The sequence below is a fragment of the Ellagibacter sp. genome (assembly GCF_048412355.1).
GTDB lineage: Bacteria > Actinomycetota > Coriobacteriia > Coriobacteriales > Eggerthellaceae > Ellagibacter.
Genome location: NZ_DBFSAP010000046.1, coordinates 1 through 17,822, shown reverse-complemented (window position 1 = coordinate 17,822; position 17,822 = coordinate 1). Strand labels below are relative to the sequence as shown.

Annotated in this window: 17 protein-coding genes and 1 tRNA gene; 6 read left to right on the top strand and 12 right to left on the bottom strand. The window is 60.2% G+C overall.

All coding sequences use genetic code 11. The features are described from left to right. Positions 1-358: 358 nt before the first annotated feature. The 3 genes from ACMRQN_RS06665 to ACMRQN_RS06655 form a co-directional block, all read right to left on the bottom strand. Positions 359-1,249, bottom strand: a complete 891-nt coding sequence (locus ACMRQN_RS06665) for a site-specific tyrosine recombinase (protein ID WP_418734331.1) — start codon at positions 1,247-1,249, stop codon at positions 359-361. Beyond that, positions 1,242-2,849, bottom strand: a complete 1,608-nt coding sequence (locus ACMRQN_RS06660; RefSeq protein ID WP_418734330.1) for a CTP synthase — start codon at positions 2,847-2,849, stop codon at positions 1,242-1,244. Before ACMRQN_RS06660 ends, ACMRQN_RS06665 begins: the two co-directional genes overlap by 8 nt. Positions 2,850-3,037: 188 nt before the next feature. Next, positions 3,038-4,297 (bottom strand): S-layer homology domain-containing protein, encoded by a 1,260-nt coding sequence (locus tag ACMRQN_RS06655; protein WP_418734329.1) that lies wholly within the window; start codon positions 4,295-4,297, stop codon positions 3,038-3,040. A gap of 384 nt (positions 4,298-4,681) precedes the next feature. Between ACMRQN_RS06655 and ACMRQN_RS06650 the strand changes: the two genes are divergently transcribed. The 4 genes from ACMRQN_RS06650 (at position 4,682) to panD (ending at position 8,506) form a co-directional block, all read left to right on the top strand. Further along, entirely contained in the window at positions 4,682-6,163 is a 1,482-nt protein-coding gene (locus ACMRQN_RS06650; RefSeq protein WP_418734328.1) for a DUF1846 domain-containing protein, read from the top strand. Between the two features lie 228 nt (positions 6,164-6,391). Then, complete coding sequence (gene panB, locus ACMRQN_RS06645) at positions 6,392-7,228, top strand: 3-methyl-2-oxobutanoate hydroxymethyltransferase (protein WP_418734327.1); 837 nt, start codon at positions 6,392-6,394, stop codon at positions 7,226-7,228. Between the two features lie 24 nt (positions 7,229-7,252). Beyond that, on the top strand, positions 7,253-8,098 hold the full coding sequence (panC, locus tag ACMRQN_RS06640; protein WP_418734326.1) for a pantoate--beta-alanine ligase: 846 nt from the start codon (positions 7,253-7,255) through the stop codon (positions 8,096-8,098). Positions 8,099-8,119: 21 nt separating this feature from the next. Beyond that, positions 8,120-8,506: an aspartate 1-decarboxylase gene (gene panD / locus ACMRQN_RS06635; RefSeq protein ID WP_296061518.1), complete on the top strand. Its 387-nt coding sequence runs from the start codon at positions 8,120-8,122 to the stop codon at positions 8,504-8,506. Between the two features lie 91 nt (positions 8,507-8,597). Here panD and ACMRQN_RS06630 read toward each other — a convergent pair whose 3' ends face one another. After that, positions 8,598-9,563, bottom strand: a complete 966-nt coding sequence (locus ACMRQN_RS06630; protein WP_418734325.1) for an NAD(+)/NADH kinase — start codon at positions 9,561-9,563, stop codon at positions 8,598-8,600. 64 nt (positions 9,564-9,627) lie between these two features. Between ACMRQN_RS06630 and murJ the strand changes: the two genes are divergently transcribed. Both murJ and ACMRQN_RS06620 read left to right on the top strand, forming a co-directional pair. After that, positions 9,628-11,631 carry a murein biosynthesis integral membrane protein MurJ gene (gene murJ / locus ACMRQN_RS06625; RefSeq protein ID WP_418734324.1) on the top strand — a complete coding sequence of 668 codons (2,004 nt, stop codon included), beginning with the start codon at positions 9,628-9,630 and terminating at the stop codon, positions 11,629-11,631. 27 nt (positions 11,632-11,658) lie between these two features. Continuing rightward, positions 11,659-12,954 (top strand): carboxylate--amine ligase, encoded by a 1,296-nt coding sequence (locus tag ACMRQN_RS06620; RefSeq protein ID WP_418734323.1) that lies wholly within the window; start codon positions 11,659-11,661, stop codon positions 12,952-12,954. On the opposite strand, the gene map is transcribed toward ACMRQN_RS06620, so the two are convergent. The 8 genes from map to tuf form a co-directional block, all read right to left on the bottom strand. Then, entirely contained in the window at positions 12,955-13,752 is a 798-nt protein-coding gene (map, locus tag ACMRQN_RS06615) for a type I methionyl aminopeptidase (protein WP_418734322.1), read from the bottom strand. It lies immediately after the preceding gene. Positions 13,753-13,859: 107 nt separating this feature from the next. Further along, a complete protein-coding gene (gene rplA / locus ACMRQN_RS06610; protein WP_276996039.1) occupies positions 13,860-14,570 on the bottom strand; it encodes a 50S ribosomal protein L1 in 711 nt (236 codons plus the stop codon). Between the two features lie 67 nt (positions 14,571-14,637). Continuing rightward, on the bottom strand, positions 14,638-15,129 hold the full coding sequence (rplK, locus tag ACMRQN_RS06605; RefSeq protein ID WP_158049736.1) for a 50S ribosomal protein L11: 492 nt from the start codon (positions 15,127-15,129) through the stop codon (positions 14,638-14,640). Positions 15,130-15,241: 112 nt separating this feature from the next. Beyond that, entirely contained in the window at positions 15,242-15,772 is a 531-nt protein-coding gene (gene nusG, locus ACMRQN_RS06600) for a transcription termination/antitermination protein NusG (protein WP_158049737.1), read from the bottom strand. A gap of 3 nt (positions 15,773-15,775) precedes the next feature. Next, entirely contained in the window at positions 15,776-16,198 is a 423-nt protein-coding gene (gene secE / locus ACMRQN_RS06595; RefSeq protein WP_418734321.1) for a preprotein translocase subunit SecE, read from the bottom strand. Between the two features lie 81 nt (positions 16,199-16,279). Then, positions 16,280-16,356 (bottom strand) — tRNA-Trp (locus tag ACMRQN_RS06590). Positions 16,357-16,379: 23 nt separating this feature from the next. Next, positions 16,380-16,529, bottom strand: a complete 150-nt coding sequence (gene rpmG, locus ACMRQN_RS06585; protein ID WP_158049739.1) for a 50S ribosomal protein L33 — start codon at positions 16,527-16,529, stop codon at positions 16,380-16,382. 111 nt (positions 16,530-16,640) lie between these two features. Then, the coding region (gene tuf / locus ACMRQN_RS06580; RefSeq protein ID WP_418734320.1) for an elongation factor Tu at positions 16,641-17,822 on the bottom strand (1,182 nt) is incomplete at its 5' end.

Below are 17,822 nucleotides of genomic sequence, written 5' to 3'. Positions count from 1 at the left end.
CCCTGCAGTGGCTTCCAATGCATTGCATTCTATCCCACAATCTCCCACTTTTCAATCATTTCATGGGATTCGATGCTCATTTTGGGCGCTCTGAGCTGCACAGTCTTCATCGAACGCGTCGGGCAGCGCAAGATATGGGGCGAAAAATAAAACGAGCCCAAGATATGGGCTGTGCATCGTAGTGGGGCGATGTGGGGGGTTTGTGTGGGTGTGGGAGAAAGTGGGGGCCGCGAACGGCGAGTAGCAGAGCACAACACGCCCGCCTCCCGATACTTCATGGATGGTCGGAGGATGCGGCCTCAACGCGCGGGTGCGCTTGGCATGCCCTGCGTCTGGGGAAACAACTCCGAATACAACCTTACGCGCGCGGGTGTGCTGCGAGGTATTCCTCGCGGATGTGCGAGCGGTCAACGTGCGTGTAGATTTGAGTCGTCGAGATGTCGGAGTGGCCGAGCATCTCCTGGATAGCTCGCAAATCGGCCCCACCCTCGAGGAGATGAGTCGCGAAAGAATGGCGCAGCGTATGCGGATGCAGGTTCGTGACGCCGATGGAAAGCCCGGCGCGTGCGACGATCTTGTGCAGGCTCTGCCGCGTGATCCTCCCGCCGCGCACGTTCAGAAACACCGCACCGCTCGATTTCCCGCGCCCTCCGTCAAGAACCCGGCGCGCGTCGTCGAGATACATCGACAGCGTGCGTAGCGCGGCACCGGAGATGGGGGCGACGCGCTCCTTTCCGCCCTTTCCCCGAATGCGAAGATACCCTTCGTCGAGCGCGAGGTCGGCAAGATTCAAACCGCATGCCTCGCTCGCACGCAGGCCGCACCCGTAGAGTACCTCAAGCAAGGCGTGGTCGCGCAAGGAGGCGGGCGCGGAATCATCAGCGCACTCCATAAGCGCGCTCACCTGGGCGATCGAGAGCACATCGGGCAAGCGGTCGGGAGTTTTTGGCACAGCGATCAGGTCAGCGGGGCTCGTGGCGATGACTTCTTCCCTCACAAGATAGCGGTAGAGCCCTTTAATCGCCGAAAGCCGACGCTTCACCGACGTGGGAGCGAACCCACGCTCGGAAAGGTCGGCTTCGTAAGCGGCGAGCGCCGCGCGATCGGCGTGGGCGACGGACCCTAGCCGATTGCGCTCCAGAAACGACGCGTAATCGGCGAGGTCGCGTCCGTACGCCTCGATCGTCCGCGGCGAGCGCCCGCGCTCGATGCACAGGCAGGTCAGGTATTCCGAAATCGGATCAACCACGGTATTTGCCGATCGCGGCGGCGTGCACAAAAGCGCTGAACAGCGGATGGGGGCGCGTCGGGCGGCTCTTGAACTCGGGATGGCCCTGGCTTGCGACGAACCACGGGTGGTCGGGAAGCTCGATCATCTCGGTCAGGCGGCCGTCGGGCGACACGCCGGAGATGACGAGACCTGCCTCCTGAAGGCGATCGCGGAAGGCGTTGTTCACCTCGTAACGATGGCGATGGCGCTCGTAGATGATCTCCTCGCCGTACGCCTCGAACGCGCGCGAGCCCGGGGATACCTTGCAGGGGTAGGCGCCCAAGCGCATGGTGCCGCCCTTGTCCTCGATGTCCTCCTGCTCGGGCATAAGGTCGATCACGGGGAATTCCGCTTGCTCGTCAAATTCGGCCGACGTGGCACCCGGCATGCCGGCAACATCGCGGGCGAACTCGCATACCGCTGCCTGAAGCCCCAGGCAGATACCGAGGAACGGAACCTTGCGCACGCGGGCATAGCGCGCCGCGGCGATCTTCCCCTCGAAGGCGCGCTGGCCGAAGCCGCCCGGCACGAGGATGCCGTCCATCGAGCCGAGCATCTCCTCGGCGTTGTCGTCGGAAAGCTCCTCGCCATCGATGAGGTGCACTTCCACGTGGCGTCCCTCGTGGACGCCCGCATGCCCGAGCGCCTCGATGACGGAGAGATACGCATCCGGGAGCGAGACGTACTTGCCCACAACCGCGATGTCGACCTGGCCCTCGCAGTTGTCCGCCGCCTCGAGGAACGACTTCAGCGGCGTCAGGTCGATCGGGCGCACCTCAAGCCCGAGCTTGTCGAGAACCTTCACGTCGAAGCCCTGCTCATCGAGGGCAAGCGGCACCTCGTAGATGGACGGCGAGTCAACGCAGGCGAGCACGTCCTCGGTCGCCACGTCGCAGAACAGCGCAATCTTCTCGCGCACCTTGTCGGTAATCTCGTGGTCGGAGCGGCACACGATGAAGTCGGGCTGCACGCCGATGGAGCGCAGCTCCTTCACGGAATGCTGCGTCGGCTTGGTCTTTACCTCGTGAGCTGCGGCGATGTAGGGGACGAGCGTCACGTGAACGAAGAGCACATCGCCCGGATCCTTCTCTTTCTTAAACTGGCGGGCAGCCTCGATGAACGGCTGGGACTCGATGTCGCCGATCGTGCCGCCGATCTCGGAGATGACGATGTCGGCGTTCGATTGGGAAGCGATGCGGCGCAAACGTTCCTTGATGGCCTCGGTCACATGCGGGATGACCTGCACGGTTCCGCCGAGGAAGTCGCCGCGGCGCTCGCGCGCGATAAGCGTCTGGTAGATGGAACCTTGCGTGAAGTTGGACTCACGCGAAAGGGACTCATCGATGAAGCGCTCGTAATGGCCCAAGTCGAGGTCGCCTTCATGACCGTCGTCGGTAACGAAGACCTCGCCATGCTGGAACGGGCTCATGGTGCCCGGATCGACGTTCAGGTACGGGTCCATCTTCTGCATGGTTACCTTGTAGCCGCGCGCCTTGAGCAGATGCCCCAAAGACGCCGCCGTGATGCCCTTGCCCAATGATGAGACAACGCCGCCCGTCACGAAAATATGCTTGGCCATGATTCTCCTTCTGCTGCGCAACCGAAATGCTATCCAACCACATGAGTTACGGCCTCAGGCTGCGCGAGCCGATACGCTCGGACGCGGCCAGGCGAACTCCAAACGTTCGTTCATTTTACTCGAACGGAAAAATCGCGCGGGGAGCGCGCCTGGCATTTAACACATCAGTAACGAAGAAGAACGGCGCACTACCCCAGTGCCAGAACGTCGCGCGCGAGGACGGTGACCATCTTCGCCGTCGCCGCACGGTCAGCCACGAATTGCGGAAGAGCATTGTTCGAGCCGTTTGCGGGGGAACCCGTCAAAACGCCTGCCTGGGCACACCAGGCGACTGCGTCGCGCGCCCAAGGCGAGATCGCGTCCGCATCGTCGAAGATGTCCAGGTTCGACAGATCGGCCGCGGTGTTCGCACCTGCGATCTTGTTCGCGTAGTTCGAGATCATCTTGGCGAGCTGCTCGCGCGAGACCTCCATGTCGGGCGCGAAATCGTTCGTCCCGTCCCACCCGTTCACGACGCCGACCTCGCGCGCCCAGGTAAGCGCCTCGCCGTAGAAGTCCTCGTAGTTCGCGTCGTCGAACTGAGGCTTGTCGGAGGTGACCTGGGGCTTGCCCGCCACACGCCAAAGGATGGTGACCGCTTCCGAGCGCCTCAGGCCGTTCGCAGGCCCAAACAGGGTCGTGCCCGCATAACCGGTGATGTAGCCGTGGTCGAAGACGTAATCGACAACACCCGAATCGACGAACCAGTCGCCATAGAAGCAGTCGCTGAAATGCTCGGAGGGAACGCGCCCGTCGTCGACGTCTGCCGACGCATACGAGATGCGCACGTTGCCCATCCAGTCGCCGTAGCGCAGCGTGAGCCCACGCGAGGAGAGCGATTCCGGCTCGAGGCCGGAAGTCCTATCGGGGTCTAAGATGATGAAGTTGCTGGTGGAGAGATTGTCCGGATTGTCCACGCCCTCGTAGCCGATGACGGTGACCCAGTGCTGCGAGCCGCTTCCCGTGGTTACGTAGAGGACGACCGGGTGGCCGTCGTTGATGGCGTTATAGAGCGTGCGGAGCACCTCCGCCTCGCTCTCGATGACGCGGCAGTCGAACTCGTCGGTCATGTTCTTGCCGTAAAACCCGCTCTCGCCGTAGGCGCCGCCGTTGTAGTCGAACTCCGCCCACGTGTGCACCGTGCCCGTCGTGATGGTCTTCGCATACGCCGCGGCGTAGCCCAAACACGACCCGCCCGTGTGCTGAAGCCCCACCTGGTTGATAAGGGCCTGGTCGAACTTGAGCATGCGCCCGTTCGACTGCAGCGTGATGCGGGCCTGGTCCACGCCCGACGAGGAACCATCGCTTGCCGCCAGAGCGACAGGCGGAAGAGAAAGCGCGGAGGCGAGGGCTATCGTGCAGGTGACGGCGACGGGGCCCTTGAGAATGCGAGACGGTCGAGAAGCCATGAAACCTCTTATCCGGACGAAAGGCCGCGCCCCTCGTCCTGCAGCGGGAATTCGCGAAACCCGCCGATCGCGAGAACAAATAACAGCGTCGATTGTAGCATGAGGGCCCCTTTTCCCCGCCCGCACCTGCGCGCCGCCTCCATAACGCCAGATGAGAGCTCCTGCCCTATACTAACCGAGAGGAAAGCATCAATGTGCGCCTCGTTCCCAATTGGCGCGCGCCCCGTTCCCGATTACGACCCCCACGCGACGGAAGCAGCCCCTTTGCATCTTTGAATCTTCGATTCGAAGCGCAAGCCCGCGCGACGGACGCCGCGACCATCCTATATAATGGTTCGGTTCATGGATATGCAAGGGTTGCGGAAAGCGAAAGGTCTCGATCATATGCGCCAAGGATTCGACAACGACAAGTACATCGCACTTCAGGCAGAGCACATCAGGAGCCGCATCAACCAGTTCGGGGGCAAGCTTTACCTCGAGTTCGGAGGCAAGCTCTTCGACGACTACCACGCAAGCCGCGTGCTCCCCGGGTTCGAGCCCGACAGCAAGTTCCGCATGCTGAAGACCATGGTCGACGAGGTCGAGATCATCATTGCGATCAACGCGAACCATATCGAGAAATCAAAGACGCGCGGAGATCTGGGCATCACCTACGACGAGGAGGTCCTGCGCCTGCTCGACGTGTTCCGCTCGCGCGGGTTCGCCACCTCAGGCGTCGTGATCACCCACTTCGAGAACCAGCCTTCCGCCGTGGCATTCCGCTCGCGCCTCGACGGCCTGGGGATCAAGAGCTACCTGCACTACCCCATCGCCGGGTACCCCTACGACACCGCGCGCATCGTCTCCGACGAGGGCTACGGCAAAAACGAGTTCGTGGAAACGACGCACCCGCTCGTCGTGGTGACCGCACCCGGCCCCGGTTCGGGCAAGATGGCCACCTGCCTCTCGCAGCTCTATCACGAGCACAAGCGCGGCAACCTAGCGGGATACGCGAAATACGAGACGTTCCCCATCTGGAATCTGCCGCTGAAACATCCCGTCAACATCGCCTACGAGGCCGCGACAGTCGATCTGGACGACGCGAACTGCATCGACCCCTTCCATCTGGAGGCCTACGGGAAAACCACGGTGAACTACAACCGCGACGTGGAGATCTTCCCCGTCCTTAAGACCATGATGGAGCGGATCGCGGGAGAGAGCCCCTACCAGTCGCCTACCGACATGGGCGTGAACATGGCGGGACTCGCAATCGTGAACGATGACGCCGTGCGCGAGGCCGCGAAGATGGAAATCGTGCGCCGTTACTTCCAAGCCGCCGTCGACGCGCGCCGCACCGGCATTCACGAGGAACGCGTCAAGCGCCTTGAACTTTTGATGAACCAGGCGGGCATCGACTCGAGCTTCTCGCCCGCGCGCTCGGCCGCTCTTCTTAAAGAGGAGACGACAGGCGGCCCGGCAGGAGCTATGGTGCTCGCCGACGGGCGCGTGGTCACCGGCAAGACCTCCCCGCTTCTCGGCGCCGCATCCTCCCTTCTGATGAACGCGCTCAAGGCGGTCTCGGGCGTCGACGACGACGTCTACGTCATCAGCGACGACGTGATCAAGCCCATCTGCACGCTCAAGACCTCGACGCTGCATTCGAAGAACCCGCGCCTGCACTCGGACGAGACGCTGCTCGCGCTCTCGGTGAGCTCTGCGACCGACCCGCTTGCCCAGCAGCTTCTCGACCACGTGGACGACCTGCGCGGATGCGACGCCTTCTTCAGCGTGATCCTCTCCGCCACCGACGAGAGGCTCTATCGCACTTTGGGCATCAACGTCTGCTGCGAGCCGAAATACGAGCAGCGCCGCTACTACCACAAGTAAGAACACCCGCAAAGCCCCAACGATCGGCGCAAGGCCTCCTCGGAATGCACCGACGTCCCACGAATAACGAGAATCGCCCGCAGAATCACGTGTTTTGCGGGCGATTTCTCTTTTTCCCTTTCCCTTGCCAGCCGCACGACCTATACTGTCCAGCTGCACAAGGAGTGCGGGTGACCCGGCACACGGCCAGGCATCCAGCCTCGAAGCATACAAATGAAAGGGACGGCTATGCCTGTTTCCAAGCAGACCGTCGCCACGTTCCAGCGCGCGAAAGCCGAGGGCAGAAAGTTGGCAATGCTGACCGCCTACGACTATTCGACCGCGAAGCTTCAAGACGAAGCGGGCGTTGACGGCATCCTCATCGGCGATTCCTTAGGGAACGTCATCTTAGGGTACGAAGATACCCTCTCAGTTACCATGGAAGATATGGTCCACCACAGCCGCGCGGTTGCGCGCGGGGCCTCGCATGCCCTCATCGTGTGCGACATGCCCTTCCTCTCCTACGAGGTGAGCGTGGAAGATGCGGTGCGCAACGCCGGCCGCCTTTTAAAGGAAGGCCGCGCGAACGCGGTGAAGCTCGAGGGCGGGCGCGAAGTCTGCCCGCAGGTGCGCGCCATCGTGGCCGCAGGCATCCCTGTGATGGGGCACCTGGGCCTGACGCCGCAGTCGGTGAACGCCTTCGGCGGCTTCAAGGTGCAGGGCAAGACCGAGGAATCCGCCCGAGCGCTCCTCGACAACGCCTGTGCGCTTGAAGAAGCCGGCGCCTTCGCCATCGTGCTCGAATGCGTGCCCGCCGCCTTGGCCGAGCTTGTCACCAGCCGCGTCTCTATTCCCACCATCGGCATCGGAGCCGGCGCAGCATGCGATGGGCAGATTCTCGTCTACCAGGACATGCTCGGCATGACGAGCGGCTTCTCCCCCAAGTTCGCGCGGCGCTTCGCCGAGGTGGGCGACGTGATGCGCAAGGGCTTCTCCGACTACATCGAGGCAGTCGGCGCCGGTACCTTCCCCGCCGACAGCGAGACCTTCCACGCAGGCGACGACGTCATCAAGAAACTGTACTAATCGAGCAAGAAAGACAACTCTCCTATGAATATTGCAACAACCGTCGAGCAGGCGAAGCAGACCGTGCGCCAATGGAAGGCCGAGGGGCTGACCGTGGGCCTCGTCCCCACGATGGGATATCTCCACGAGGGCCACGAGAGCCTCATCAAGCGTGCCGTCGCTGAATGCGACCGCGTGATGGTGAGCGTGTTTTTGAACCCCATCCAGTTCGCGCCGAACGAGGATCTGGCCACCTACCCGCGCGATTTCGCCGCCGACACCGTGCTCATCGAGAACGCCGGTGCCGACCTGGTCTTCCATCCCGAGCCCTCCGAGCTCTACGCCCCCGATGCGTGCACGTTTGTGACCGTGGAGGAAATCACCTCGGAGCTCTGCGGCAAAACGCGCCCCACGCATTTCCGCGGAGTGTGCACCGTGGTCTCCAAGCTCATGAACATCTCGCAGGCCGACCGCGCGTACTTCGGCCAAAAAGACGCGCAGCAGCTCGCCGTCGTGCGGAGAATGGTTCGCGACCTGAATATGAACGTCGAGGTCATCGGGTGCCCTATCGTGCGCGAAGAAGACGGCCTCGCGAAAAGCTCGCGCAACACCTATCTCTCCCCCGCCGAGCGTGAAGCGGCGCTCGTGCTCTCCCGCGCGGTGCGCGATGGACAGCGTCTTATGGAAGAAGGCGAGCGCGACGCGAAGACGATTTTGGGCGCCATGCGTGCGATCATCGAAGCAGAGCCGCTCGCACGCATCGACTACGTCGAGATGGTGTCGTGGGACGGCATCAAACCCGTCGATGTTGCCGACTCCTCGGTCCTCGTGGCGATGGCGGTCTACATCGGCAAGACGCGCCTGATCGACAACTTCATCTTCGAGATGTAGCGCGCGGAAAGGAGACGACCCATGCTCTTGCATATGCTGAAGGGAAAGATCCACCGCGCGACGGTCACGCAGGCCGAGCTTAACTACGTCGGCTCGATCACCGTTGACGAGGCGCTCATGGAGGCGGCCGGCATCCGCGAGTACGAGAAGGTGGCGATCGTCGACGTGAACAACGGCGCGCGCTTCGAGACCTACGTCATCGCAGGCGAGCGCGACAGCGGCACCATCTGCCTGAACGGCGCGGCGGCACGCTGCGTCTCGGTCGGCGACAAGATCATCATCATGTGCTACGCGATGATGACCGAGCAGGAGGCGGACGCAAACCCGCCGCGCGTCGTGCTCGTGGGCGCGAACAACAAACCCGAGCAGGTTGCCCGCTACGAGCGCCACGGGGTGCTCGAGCAGTAAAACCATTCGAGGGCGGTGCCTACTCCGAAGCAGGCACCGCCCTCTTTTACAAGGATGTCGCTTTCCCGCTTTCTACCAGGGGAAATCCCCCCTAGAAGAACACCGACGACGCGTATTCGTAGAAGTTCTCGCCCTTGTAGCGTAGAAGCGTCGTCGGCTCGGCGCCACGGCGCACGTACATGTGCTTGATGGGCGACGGGAGTTTTGCGATGTCGCCGTCGATGAACAGCGTCGCCTCCCGCCCCGCCGCATTCTGCGACAAGTCCATTTCCACGACATCGTTTTCCGAGGTGAGCATCGCACGAGCGCGAAGCGAGTGCGGGGCTATCGGCACGGCGATCAGCCCGTTGAAACCGGGTGCCACAAGCGGTCCGCCAGCGGAGAGCGCATAGGCGGTCGAGCCTGTCGCCGTAGCAACCACAAGCCCATCGCCGCGCATGTCCGCGATAGGGACATCGGAGATGGAAAGCGAGAAATCGATGATGCGCCCGTTCGCACCGCGCGTCACTGCCGCCTCGTTCAGGGCGAAGAAGGTATGGCCCGGGGCATTCTCTGCCAAAAGGCCCGCGCTCGCATCCTCATCTTCGTCGAACCAAGTGGAAACCTTTTCATCGGGCAATTCGTCAAACAACCCGTCCGCATCGCTTGACGCCCACGGGTCGGCCTCCCCTTCGCAGACGATATCGACGCGCAGATTGCTGCGCCGCTCGCTCACCGTCTCTCCCGCGAGCGCCGCCGCCACGATGGCGACCACGCCGTCGTCGCTCTCGTTCGCGAGAAAGCCCAATCTCCCGAAGTTGATGCCCAAAATCGGGACGCCCGTCGTGCCGATGGCGCGCGCCGTGCGCAGGATGGTCCCGTCCCCTCCGAGAACGACCGCCAGATCAACGCCGCTGGCAAGCTGCTGCGAAACGAGAGGATTGGGATCGAGGCCCTCAAGGTCGGACGAATCGAATATCGCGTAGCCGATTCCCTGTGTTCCCAGGTAAGTGGCTAAAAGCAGCGATGCATCTATCGCTTGCGAATTGGAGTTATTGCGTACGATGAGCAGGTTCATGAGAGCGCTTTCGTTGTGTTTGCTAAGATGAGATGATTATATCCGAAGAGAATTGGTCGTTTGCATGTCAGACAAGCTCGCACGAGCTCAACATAGGCGCGCCCCTGAGCAAAACGGCGCCCATCGTGCAAACGAGACGCAATCAGCACAGCCTCGCACCTGGGAAGCAGGCGAAACCGGCCGCATCCCCGTCATCGGCAAGCACGCCGGCACCGATAAGGCGGCCGAACTCGACGCCCGTCGCGAGCGACAGTCACTCATGCGCAGTGCGGCTCCTGGCGAAACCTCGGCGATTCCCATCGTGAGCAAACACGCAGGCGTCGACAAGACGCTTGCCGCATCGTCGGGCGCCCGCACGAACGCGCCTGTCCAAGCGCGCGTCAAAGCGGGCAACAGCGTCTGCACCCCCACGCCCGCGCCTGCGCCCGATGTCACCATCGTCGACGAAGAGCCCGAAAGCAAGGCCTCTTCCGTCGGCGCGTCGGCGGCGCTCATGAGCGTCTGCGTCCTCTTCTCCCGCATCACCGGGTTCTTGAGAACATGGGCGATGGCCTTCGCGCTCGGCTCGTCGTTCCTCTCGAGCTCCTATCAGGTTGCGAACAATCTGCCGAACATGCTCTATGAGCTCGTCATGGGCGGCATGCTGGTCACGGCGTTTCTCCCGGTCTATATCTCGGTCAAGAAGAAATCAGGCACCAGGGCGGGCAACGCCTACGCGTCGAACCTACTCACGCTCGTGACCATCTTCCTCGGCGTGCTGTCTGTCCTCTGCATGGTCTTCCCCGCCCAGGTCATCTATACGCAGACGTTCTACTCCGACCAATCATCGAGCGCACTTGCAACGTTTTTCTTCCAATACTTCGCGATTCAGCTCGTCTTCTACGGCGCCTCGTCGATCGTGTCAGGCCTTCTAAACGCGAATCGCGACTACCTGTGGTCCTCAATCGCCCCGGTGGCGAACAACGTCATCGTCATCGCGACCTTCCTCATGTACGCCGCGATCGCGCCCGTAAACCCCGACGCCGCGCTCTACGTCATCGCCATCGGCAACCCGCTCGGCGTCTTCGTGCAGATGGCAATCCAGCTTCCCGCGCTCAAGCGAAACGGCATCCGCCTGCGCCCCCGCGTCGACCTTCACGACCCCGCACTTCGCGACACGCTCGCCATCGGCGGACCGACGTTTCTCGTGATGATCATCTCATTCGCGACCGTGTCGGTCATGAACGCGGCCTCCTATTGTTTTGCCGTTGACGGCCCCTCGATCCTCGCATACTCCCGTTTGTGGTACACGCTGCCCTACTCCTTCCTGGCCATCCCCATCACGACCGCCATGTTCACCGAGCTTTCGGAAATGAAGGCGGAAGGCGACATGAAGGGCGTCGTCTCGGCCATCACGAACGGCACAGCGCAGATCATGTTCCTGCTCATCCCCTTTGCGCTCTATCTCGCCGTGTTCTCCGTCCCACTCGTCACGCTCTACCACGTCGGCGCCTTCACGATGGAGAACATTCAGTCCATCTCGAGCTACCTTGTGGTGCTCGCCTTTGCGCTACCGTTCTACGGTGTCAGCTCCTATCTGCAGAAAGTATTCTCGAGCCTGCGCAAAATGGGCGTTTACGCGGCGCTGAACTTCCTCGCGGGCATCGTGCAGGTCGCGCTTACGGCCTTTTGGGCATGGACGACCTACAACGGGGACCCGAACCCCGCGACCATCGAGTCCATAGCACTCGCCTCGATCGCGTTTTACGTGGTGGGAGACGTAGCAATGTTCATTTACCTGAGGATGCACCTCGGTCATGTGGGCACGAGGAAGATCTTCGGCGCCTCATTTGCCGGCCTTCTGCTCGGAGGCATTGGCTCGCTCTGCGGCTTTGGGATCTTAATTGCACTCGAAACCTTCGTAAGCCCGCTTTCCGGGTCCCTTCTCCAAGCATTCGGCTACATCGTCGCAGGTGGGCTTGTAAGCCTTATCGTGACCTTTGGCCTTGCCCATAAGCTGCATATCCCCGAAGCGTCGTTTATCACCAACATCGCTGGGAAGGTTTTCCGCAAACTGCGCCGCCGTTAGCGCATGCTCACTATGAAAAGGAACGTCATGACCAACTTGAAGCCTCGTATCGCACGCAAAGAAGAAGTCGGGAAGCTGCTCAAGCCCATCGTCGTGGGAGGCGATATCCTCGCTTACAGCTACGTGCGCGAGCTCAATCGGGCGTTTGGCATCGGGCAAACCATCGTGCTTGCCGCCGCCGACATCAAGATGCTCTCGACGAGCCGCTTCACCGATTACCGCCTCACCCCCGACGTGCACAACGCGGAAGTGCTCTATGCGACGCTCGAGGGCATCGCCGCTGAATTCGCCCGCGAGAACCCCGACTTCGTCCCCATGGTGTTCGGTTGCGACGACTGCCATGCGCGCATGCTCTCCGAGGCAAAACCCCGCCTCGAGGCGGCGGGCATCGTCGTCCCCTACATCGACTTCAACCTGCTTGACGACATCACGCAGAAGCGTCGCTTCTACGAGCTGTGCGAAGAGCTCGACATCCCCTATCCCAAGACCTGGTACTTCGACTGTAGCGATGCGGGTCCCGACGAGCTTCCGCTAGACGAGCTTCCGTTCCCGCTTATCGCGAAGCCGTCGAACTCGGCACAGTTCCAGGATGCTGAGCCGACGGTGCGCGGATGGCGCAAGATTTACGAGATTGAAGACGCTGTTGAGATGGCCGAGGTTTGGAAGTCCCTGCGCGAATCGAGCTACAACAACCTCATGGTGCTCCAAGACTTCATCCCCGGCGGTGATGATGCGATTCGCACACTGACAACCTTTTCAAATGCGGAAGGCGAGGTTCGCTGCGTGTCGGGCGGCGTCGTGTGCCTGCAGGACCATGACCCCACGGCTATCGGCAACCCGCTGTGCATCCTCGGCGAAAGAGAGGACGCCATTGTTGAGTGCGCAAAGCGATTCGTGAAGCGCGTCGGATACTGCGGCATGGCCAACTTCGATATCAAGCTCGACGAGCGCGACGGATCGTTCCGCTTCTTCGAGGTGAACACGCGCTGCGGCCGCAACACCTATTACATGAGCCTTGGCGGACAGAACTTCGTCGAGATCATGGTTCGGCAGTTCGTTCTCGGCGAGGACATTACCTACCACGAGGCCTACGACCCGTTCGTATACTGCTGCGTTCCCGCATATGTGCTGAAGCGCTCGATGGAGAACAAGTCGCGTCTCGCCGAAGCGCTCGGACGCCTGCGCTCGAACAAGGAGTCCTATCCGCTGCACTATACGCCCGATACCTTCTCTCACAACCTCTGGGCGAAGATCATGTTCATGAATCAAGTACGCAAGTTCAAAAAGTTCTATTGGGATACGAAAGGCAAGCAGCTGAAGTAGCTATTCGCCCTCTTTCGAGACTGGCCGCTTGAAATCGGGTTCGGTCGTCAAAACGACGGGGCCGTCCTTGGTAATCGCCACGGTCTTCTCGAAATGAGCCGATGGTTTACCGTCCTTGGTACAGACAAGCCATCCATCAGGCATGGTAACGAATTTATGCGTCCCCGCGTTGATCATCGGCTCGATAGCAAGAACCATGCCCACACGCAGCGTGAGCCCCCAGTGGCGAAACCCATGGTTGGGAATATGCGGGCTCTCGTGCATATCGCGACCAATGCCATGGCCTCCGTAATCGCGAACAACGCCGAAGCCCGCCCCTTCGGCAATGCTTTGGATGGCATGACCGATATCACCTAGATGATTGCCCGCACGAGCAGCATCGAGACCAGCCCACATGCATTTCTCAGTCACGCGCAACAGTTTCTTCTTTTCTTCACTGACCTTACCGATTGGGAAAGTCCACGCGTTATCGCCAACCCATCCGTCAACCGTGGCGCCCGTGTCGATCGAAAGGATATCCCCATCGCGAAGAATCGCTTTCGCGGAAGGAATGCCGTGGATAATCTGATCGTTGATCGAGGCGCAAATCGAACCAGGGAATCCGCCGTAACCCTTGAAAGCCGGGATACCCCCTTCGGAGCGGATGGTCTCCTCCGCAATCTCGTCAAGCTCAAGCGTCGACACGCCTGGCTTCGCATGCTCGCCCAGGATTCGAAGCACCTTCGCAGAAAGGCGCCCCGCCTCGCGCATTGCGTCGATTTCGTCAGGAGACTTCAAGATCACAGCATTAGCTCTCATCGATACCATCCCTTTCGTTCGGCTACAAGCAGTATAGCCTGCAAAAACAAAAAGAGCGCGGCACGAATGCCACGCTCTTCTATCGATAGATTGAGTAGCCTAATAAGCTATTCAGCAGCTTCGGTGTACGCGCGGGTCACGGAAGAATCGACCGCAACGCCCGGGCCCATCGTAGAGGAGACGGAAATGGACTTCACATACTTGCCCTTGGCAGCAGCCGGCTTCATGCGAAGAATCTCGTCATAAACGGTGCCGTAGTTCTCAGCGAGCTGCTCAGCAGTGAAGCTGGCCTTGCCGAGAACAACATGAGCGATACCGTAACGGTCGGCGCGATACTCAACACGGCCGCCCTTGAGCTCCTTGATAGCCTTGGCAACATCGGTAGTCACCGTGCCGAGCTTGGGGTTCGGCATGAGACCGCGGGGGCCGAGGATCTTACCGAGACGGCCAACCTTGCCCATCTGGTCCGGAGTAGCCACAGCGGCGTCGAAGTTGAACTCGCCAGCCTGGATCTGCTGGGTGAGCTCCTCGGTGCCCACGATGTCGGCGCCAGCTTCCTTGGCAGCCTCAGCCATGGCGCCTTCGGCGAACACGGCAACGCGGACAGTCTTGCCAGAGCCGTTGGGCAGGGACACCGTGCCGCGGAGCTGCTGGTCAGCCTGGCGGGTGTCGATGCCGAGACGGAAGTGAACTTCCACGGTCTCGTCGAACTTCTTGGTGGCGACCTCCTTGACGACCTTCATAGCCTCAAGCGGGGCCACGGCCTCAGAAGGAACCTTCGCGATTGCCTCGCGATAAGCCTTGGATTTCTTAGCCATTCTTTAAATCCTTTCGTGGTATTGGCGAGTTGTTAGCTCTTCCACTTAAACAAACAGGTAGGTGCAATTAGGCATTGCCCTGGAGCATTGCGGCGACCTTGCGAGAAGGAACGTACTTGATCTTCATCTCGCGGCCCTCGATGCGAACGCCCATGGAACGAGCGGTGCCGGCAATGATTTCCTTCGCGGCATCGATATCGTTGGCGTTCAGGTCGGGGAGCTTGATCTCGGCAATCTCCGTGAGCTGAGCGTCGGTCAGCGTGCCGACGGTCTTCAGCTGAGGGATGCCGGAGCCGCTCTTAATGCCGAGCTTCTCCTTGATGAGCACGGCCGCGGGCGGGGTCTTGCACACGAAGGTGAAGGACTTGTCCTCGTAAACCGTAATCTCAACAGGGATGATGGTGCCGGACTGGTCCTGCGTCTGAGCGTTGAACGCCTGGCAGAACTGCATGATGTTGACGCCCTGCGCACCAAGAGCAGGGCCTACCGGCGGAGCCGGGTTGGCAGCGCCAGCCGGAATTTGCAGCTTGACGAAGCCGGTTTGCTTCTTTTCAGCCATCTGTACTACCTTTCAGATGAATCGCTTACTGGTTACTCTCTATCGCAAAGCATATACACGGTGAGAAGCCCCGGTCCACGCGGGCACCGACGCATACGCTAGTGCACTCAACTTAAATGCGAGCGACCTGATCGAAGGAAAGTTCGACCGGTGTTTCGCGACCGAAGATGGATACCATGACCTTCACCTTGCCGGATTCAGGCGCAACCTCGGAGATAACGCCATCGAACTCGGCCAAAGGACCGGAAACCACCTTGATAGTCTGACCCACTTCCAACGTGGTGGAAGTCTTCTTCGGAGCCTCATGGCTCGTGCGCTTCATGATCTTGTTGTACTCATCGCGCGTGAGCGGAGCGGGCTTACCATCACTACCGACAAAACCCGTAACACCAGGGGTGTTGCGAACCGCAGCCCAGCTACGGTCGTCGAGCTCCATACGGACGAGAACATAGCCGGGGAAAACCTTCTTCTCGCTTTCCACACGGCGACCGCCCTCTTTGATCTCAGTCACCATCTCCGTGGGGATTTCAATTGCAAACACGTTGTTCTCAAGCCCCATGGTCTCGACACGAATCTCAAGATTGGTCTTGACCTTGTTTTCATAGCCGGAATACGTGTGCAGCACATACCACTTCTTCGACATGACTTAAGCTCCCAGCCCCGAGACAAAGACGAGCAACGGCGTGGCAATCAAGTTGTCGAGAACAGCAACGTAGACACCGAAGAAAACCAAAGCGCAGACAACAACGACGCTCCAACGTGCGACATCCTGCTTCGTCGGCCACGTAACGCGCTTCATTTCAGCCTTCACATCGCGGAAGAACTGGAAACGCTTCTTTTTGGGCTTCGCGTCCTTTTTGTCCTTGGAGACAGCTTTAGCCGCCGATTTCTCAGCGGTTTCCTTCGAATCCGTATCCTTTTTAAACAAAGAACGCTTCGGCTTCTCCTCGACGGCCTCAGTTACATTCTCAGAGGCTGGCGATTCGTTTTCGAGCTCCTCGCGCGCCTGCTTGCGCTGGGCACGAGCAGCGGAAGCCTTCGCTCGTTGAGTCTTAGATTTCTTTGCCATGTGCTTCCTTTATTCGGGAATTTATCATTCCTTCTAAACGCCAAACAAGCAGCCTTTCAAGGCTGCTCGCATACGACAAGCTGGCAGGCCAGGAGGGACTCGAACCCCCAACAAACGGTTTTGGAGACCGCCGCTCTACCAATTGGAGCTACTGGCCTGTACCTGATTCTAAACCGATCCTCTAACGAGTTTCGCGATGCACGGTGTGCTTACCGCACCACTTGCAATACTTGTTAAACTCGAGGCGGTCGGGGTTGTTCTGCTTGTTCTTCTTGGTCGTGTAGTTGCGGCGCTTGCACTCAGTGCAGGCCAGGGTGACCAACGTACGCATTAATAACTCCTTTTACCAATCACTTCTAGCAAGCTGTCGCATACACATGAATTCGAACAGCGAGGGGATACTATATCGCATCCCCTCGCCATAAGCAACTACAAACTTAAGTTACTTGATGATCTTGGTCACGCGACCGGAACCAACGGTGCGGCCACCCTCGCGGATAGCGAAACGGAGACCTTCCTCCATAGCGACCGGGTGGATGAGCTCAGCGGTAATGGTGACATTGTCGCCAGGCATGACCATCTCGGTGCCCTCGGGCAGATGCGCAACACCAGTGATGTCGGTGGTGCGGAAATAGAACTGCGGACGATAGCCATCGAAGAACGGGGTGTGACGGCCGCCTTCTTCCTTGGTAAGGATGTAGACCTGGCCCTCGAACTCCTGATGCGGGGTAACCGAACCCGGCTTGCAGAGAACCTGGCCACGCTCGATGTCCTCGCGCTTGATGCCGCGGAGCAGGCAGCCAATGTTGTCGCCAGCCTGAGCCTCGTCGAGCAGCTTACGGAACATTTCGATGCCGGTGCAGACCGTGTTCTGGGTTTCCTTGATGCCGATGATCTCCAGCGGGTCGTTGACATGCAGAACGCCGCGCTCAACACGACCGGTAGCAACGGTGCCACGGCCAGTGATGGTCATGGTATCCTCAACAGCCATCAGGAACGGCTTGTCGACGTCGCGCTCCGGAGTCGGGATGTACTCATCGACGGCGTCCATGAGGTCCCAAATCTTCTGCTGCCACTCGGGGTCACCCTCGAGAGCCTTGAGTGCAGAGCCCTTAATGATCGGCAGATCGTCTCCGGGGAACTCGTACTCGTTGAGGAGCTCACGGGTTTCCATTTCGACGAGCTCGATGAGCTCTTCGTCGTCGACCATGTCGCACTTGTTCAGGAACACGACGATGTAGGGAACGCCGACCTGACGGGCGAGCAGAATGTGCTCGCGGGTCTGGGCCATCGGGCCGTCGGTAGCAGCGATAACGAGGATCGCGCCATCCATCTGAGCAGCACCGGTGATCATGTTCTTGACGTAGTCAGCATGGCCCGGGCAGTCAACGTGTGCATAGTGACGCTTGTCGGTTTCGTACTCGATGTGAGCAATCGAAATGGTGATACCGCGCTCGCGCTCTTCAGGAGCCTTGTCGATGTCCTCGAAAGCCGTGAAGTCCGCATGGGCAGTACCATGAGACCCGTCGTTCATGGACAGGGTCTTGGAAATGGCTGCCGTCAGCGTGGTCTTACCATGGTCGATATGGCCAATGGTACCGATGTTTACATGGGGTTTCGTTCT

Coding starts and splice junctions, on each gene's coding strand:
- panC (WP_418734326.1), top strand. CDS start 7,253: ATGAATATTGCAACAACCGTCGAGCAGGCGAAGCAGACCGTGCGCCAA.
- rplA (WP_276996039.1), bottom strand. CDS start 14,570: ATGGCTAAGAAATCCAAGGCTTATCGCGAGGCAATCGCGAAGGTTCCT.
- panB (WP_418734327.1), top strand. CDS start 6,392: ATGCCTGTTTCCAAGCAGACCGTCGCCACGTTCCAGCGCGCGAAAGCC.
- ACMRQN_RS06660 (WP_418734330.1), bottom strand. CDS start 2,849: ATGGCCAAGCATATTTTCGTGACGGGCGGCGTTGTCTCATCATTGGGC.
- ACMRQN_RS06620 (WP_418734323.1), top strand. CDS start 11,659: ATGACCAACTTGAAGCCTCGTATCGCACGCAAAGAAGAAGTCGGGAAG.
- ACMRQN_RS06650 (WP_418734328.1), top strand. CDS start 4,682: ATGCGCCAAGGATTCGACAACGACAAGTACATCGCACTTCAGGCAGAG.
- ACMRQN_RS06655 (WP_418734329.1), bottom strand. CDS start 4,297: ATGGCTTCTCGACCGTCTCGCATTCTCAAGGGCCCCGTCGCCGTCACC.
- rplK (WP_158049736.1), bottom strand. CDS start 15,129: ATGGCTGAAAAGAAGCAAACCGGCTTCGTCAAGCTGCAAATTCCGGCT.
- secE (WP_418734321.1), bottom strand. CDS start 16,198: ATGGCAAAGAAATCTAAGACTCAACGAGCGAAGGCTTCCGCTGCTCGT.
- rpmG (WP_158049739.1), bottom strand. CDS start 16,529: ATGCGTACGTTGGTCACCCTGGCCTGCACTGAGTGCAAGCGCCGCAAC.
- panD (WP_296061518.1), top strand. CDS start 8,120: ATGCTCTTGCATATGCTGAAGGGAAAGATCCACCGCGCGACGGTCACG.
- ACMRQN_RS06630 (WP_418734325.1), bottom strand. CDS start 9,563: ATGAACCTGCTCATCGTACGCAATAACTCCAATTCGCAAGCGATAGAT.
- map (WP_418734322.1), bottom strand. CDS start 13,752: ATGAGAGCTAATGCTGTGATCTTGAAGTCTCCTGACGAAATCGACGCA.
- nusG (WP_158049737.1), bottom strand. CDS start 15,772: ATGTCGAAGAAGTGGTATGTGCTGCACACGTATTCCGGCTATGAAAAC.
- murJ (WP_418734324.1), top strand. CDS start 9,628: ATGTCAGACAAGCTCGCACGAGCTCAACATAGGCGCGCCCCTGAGCAA.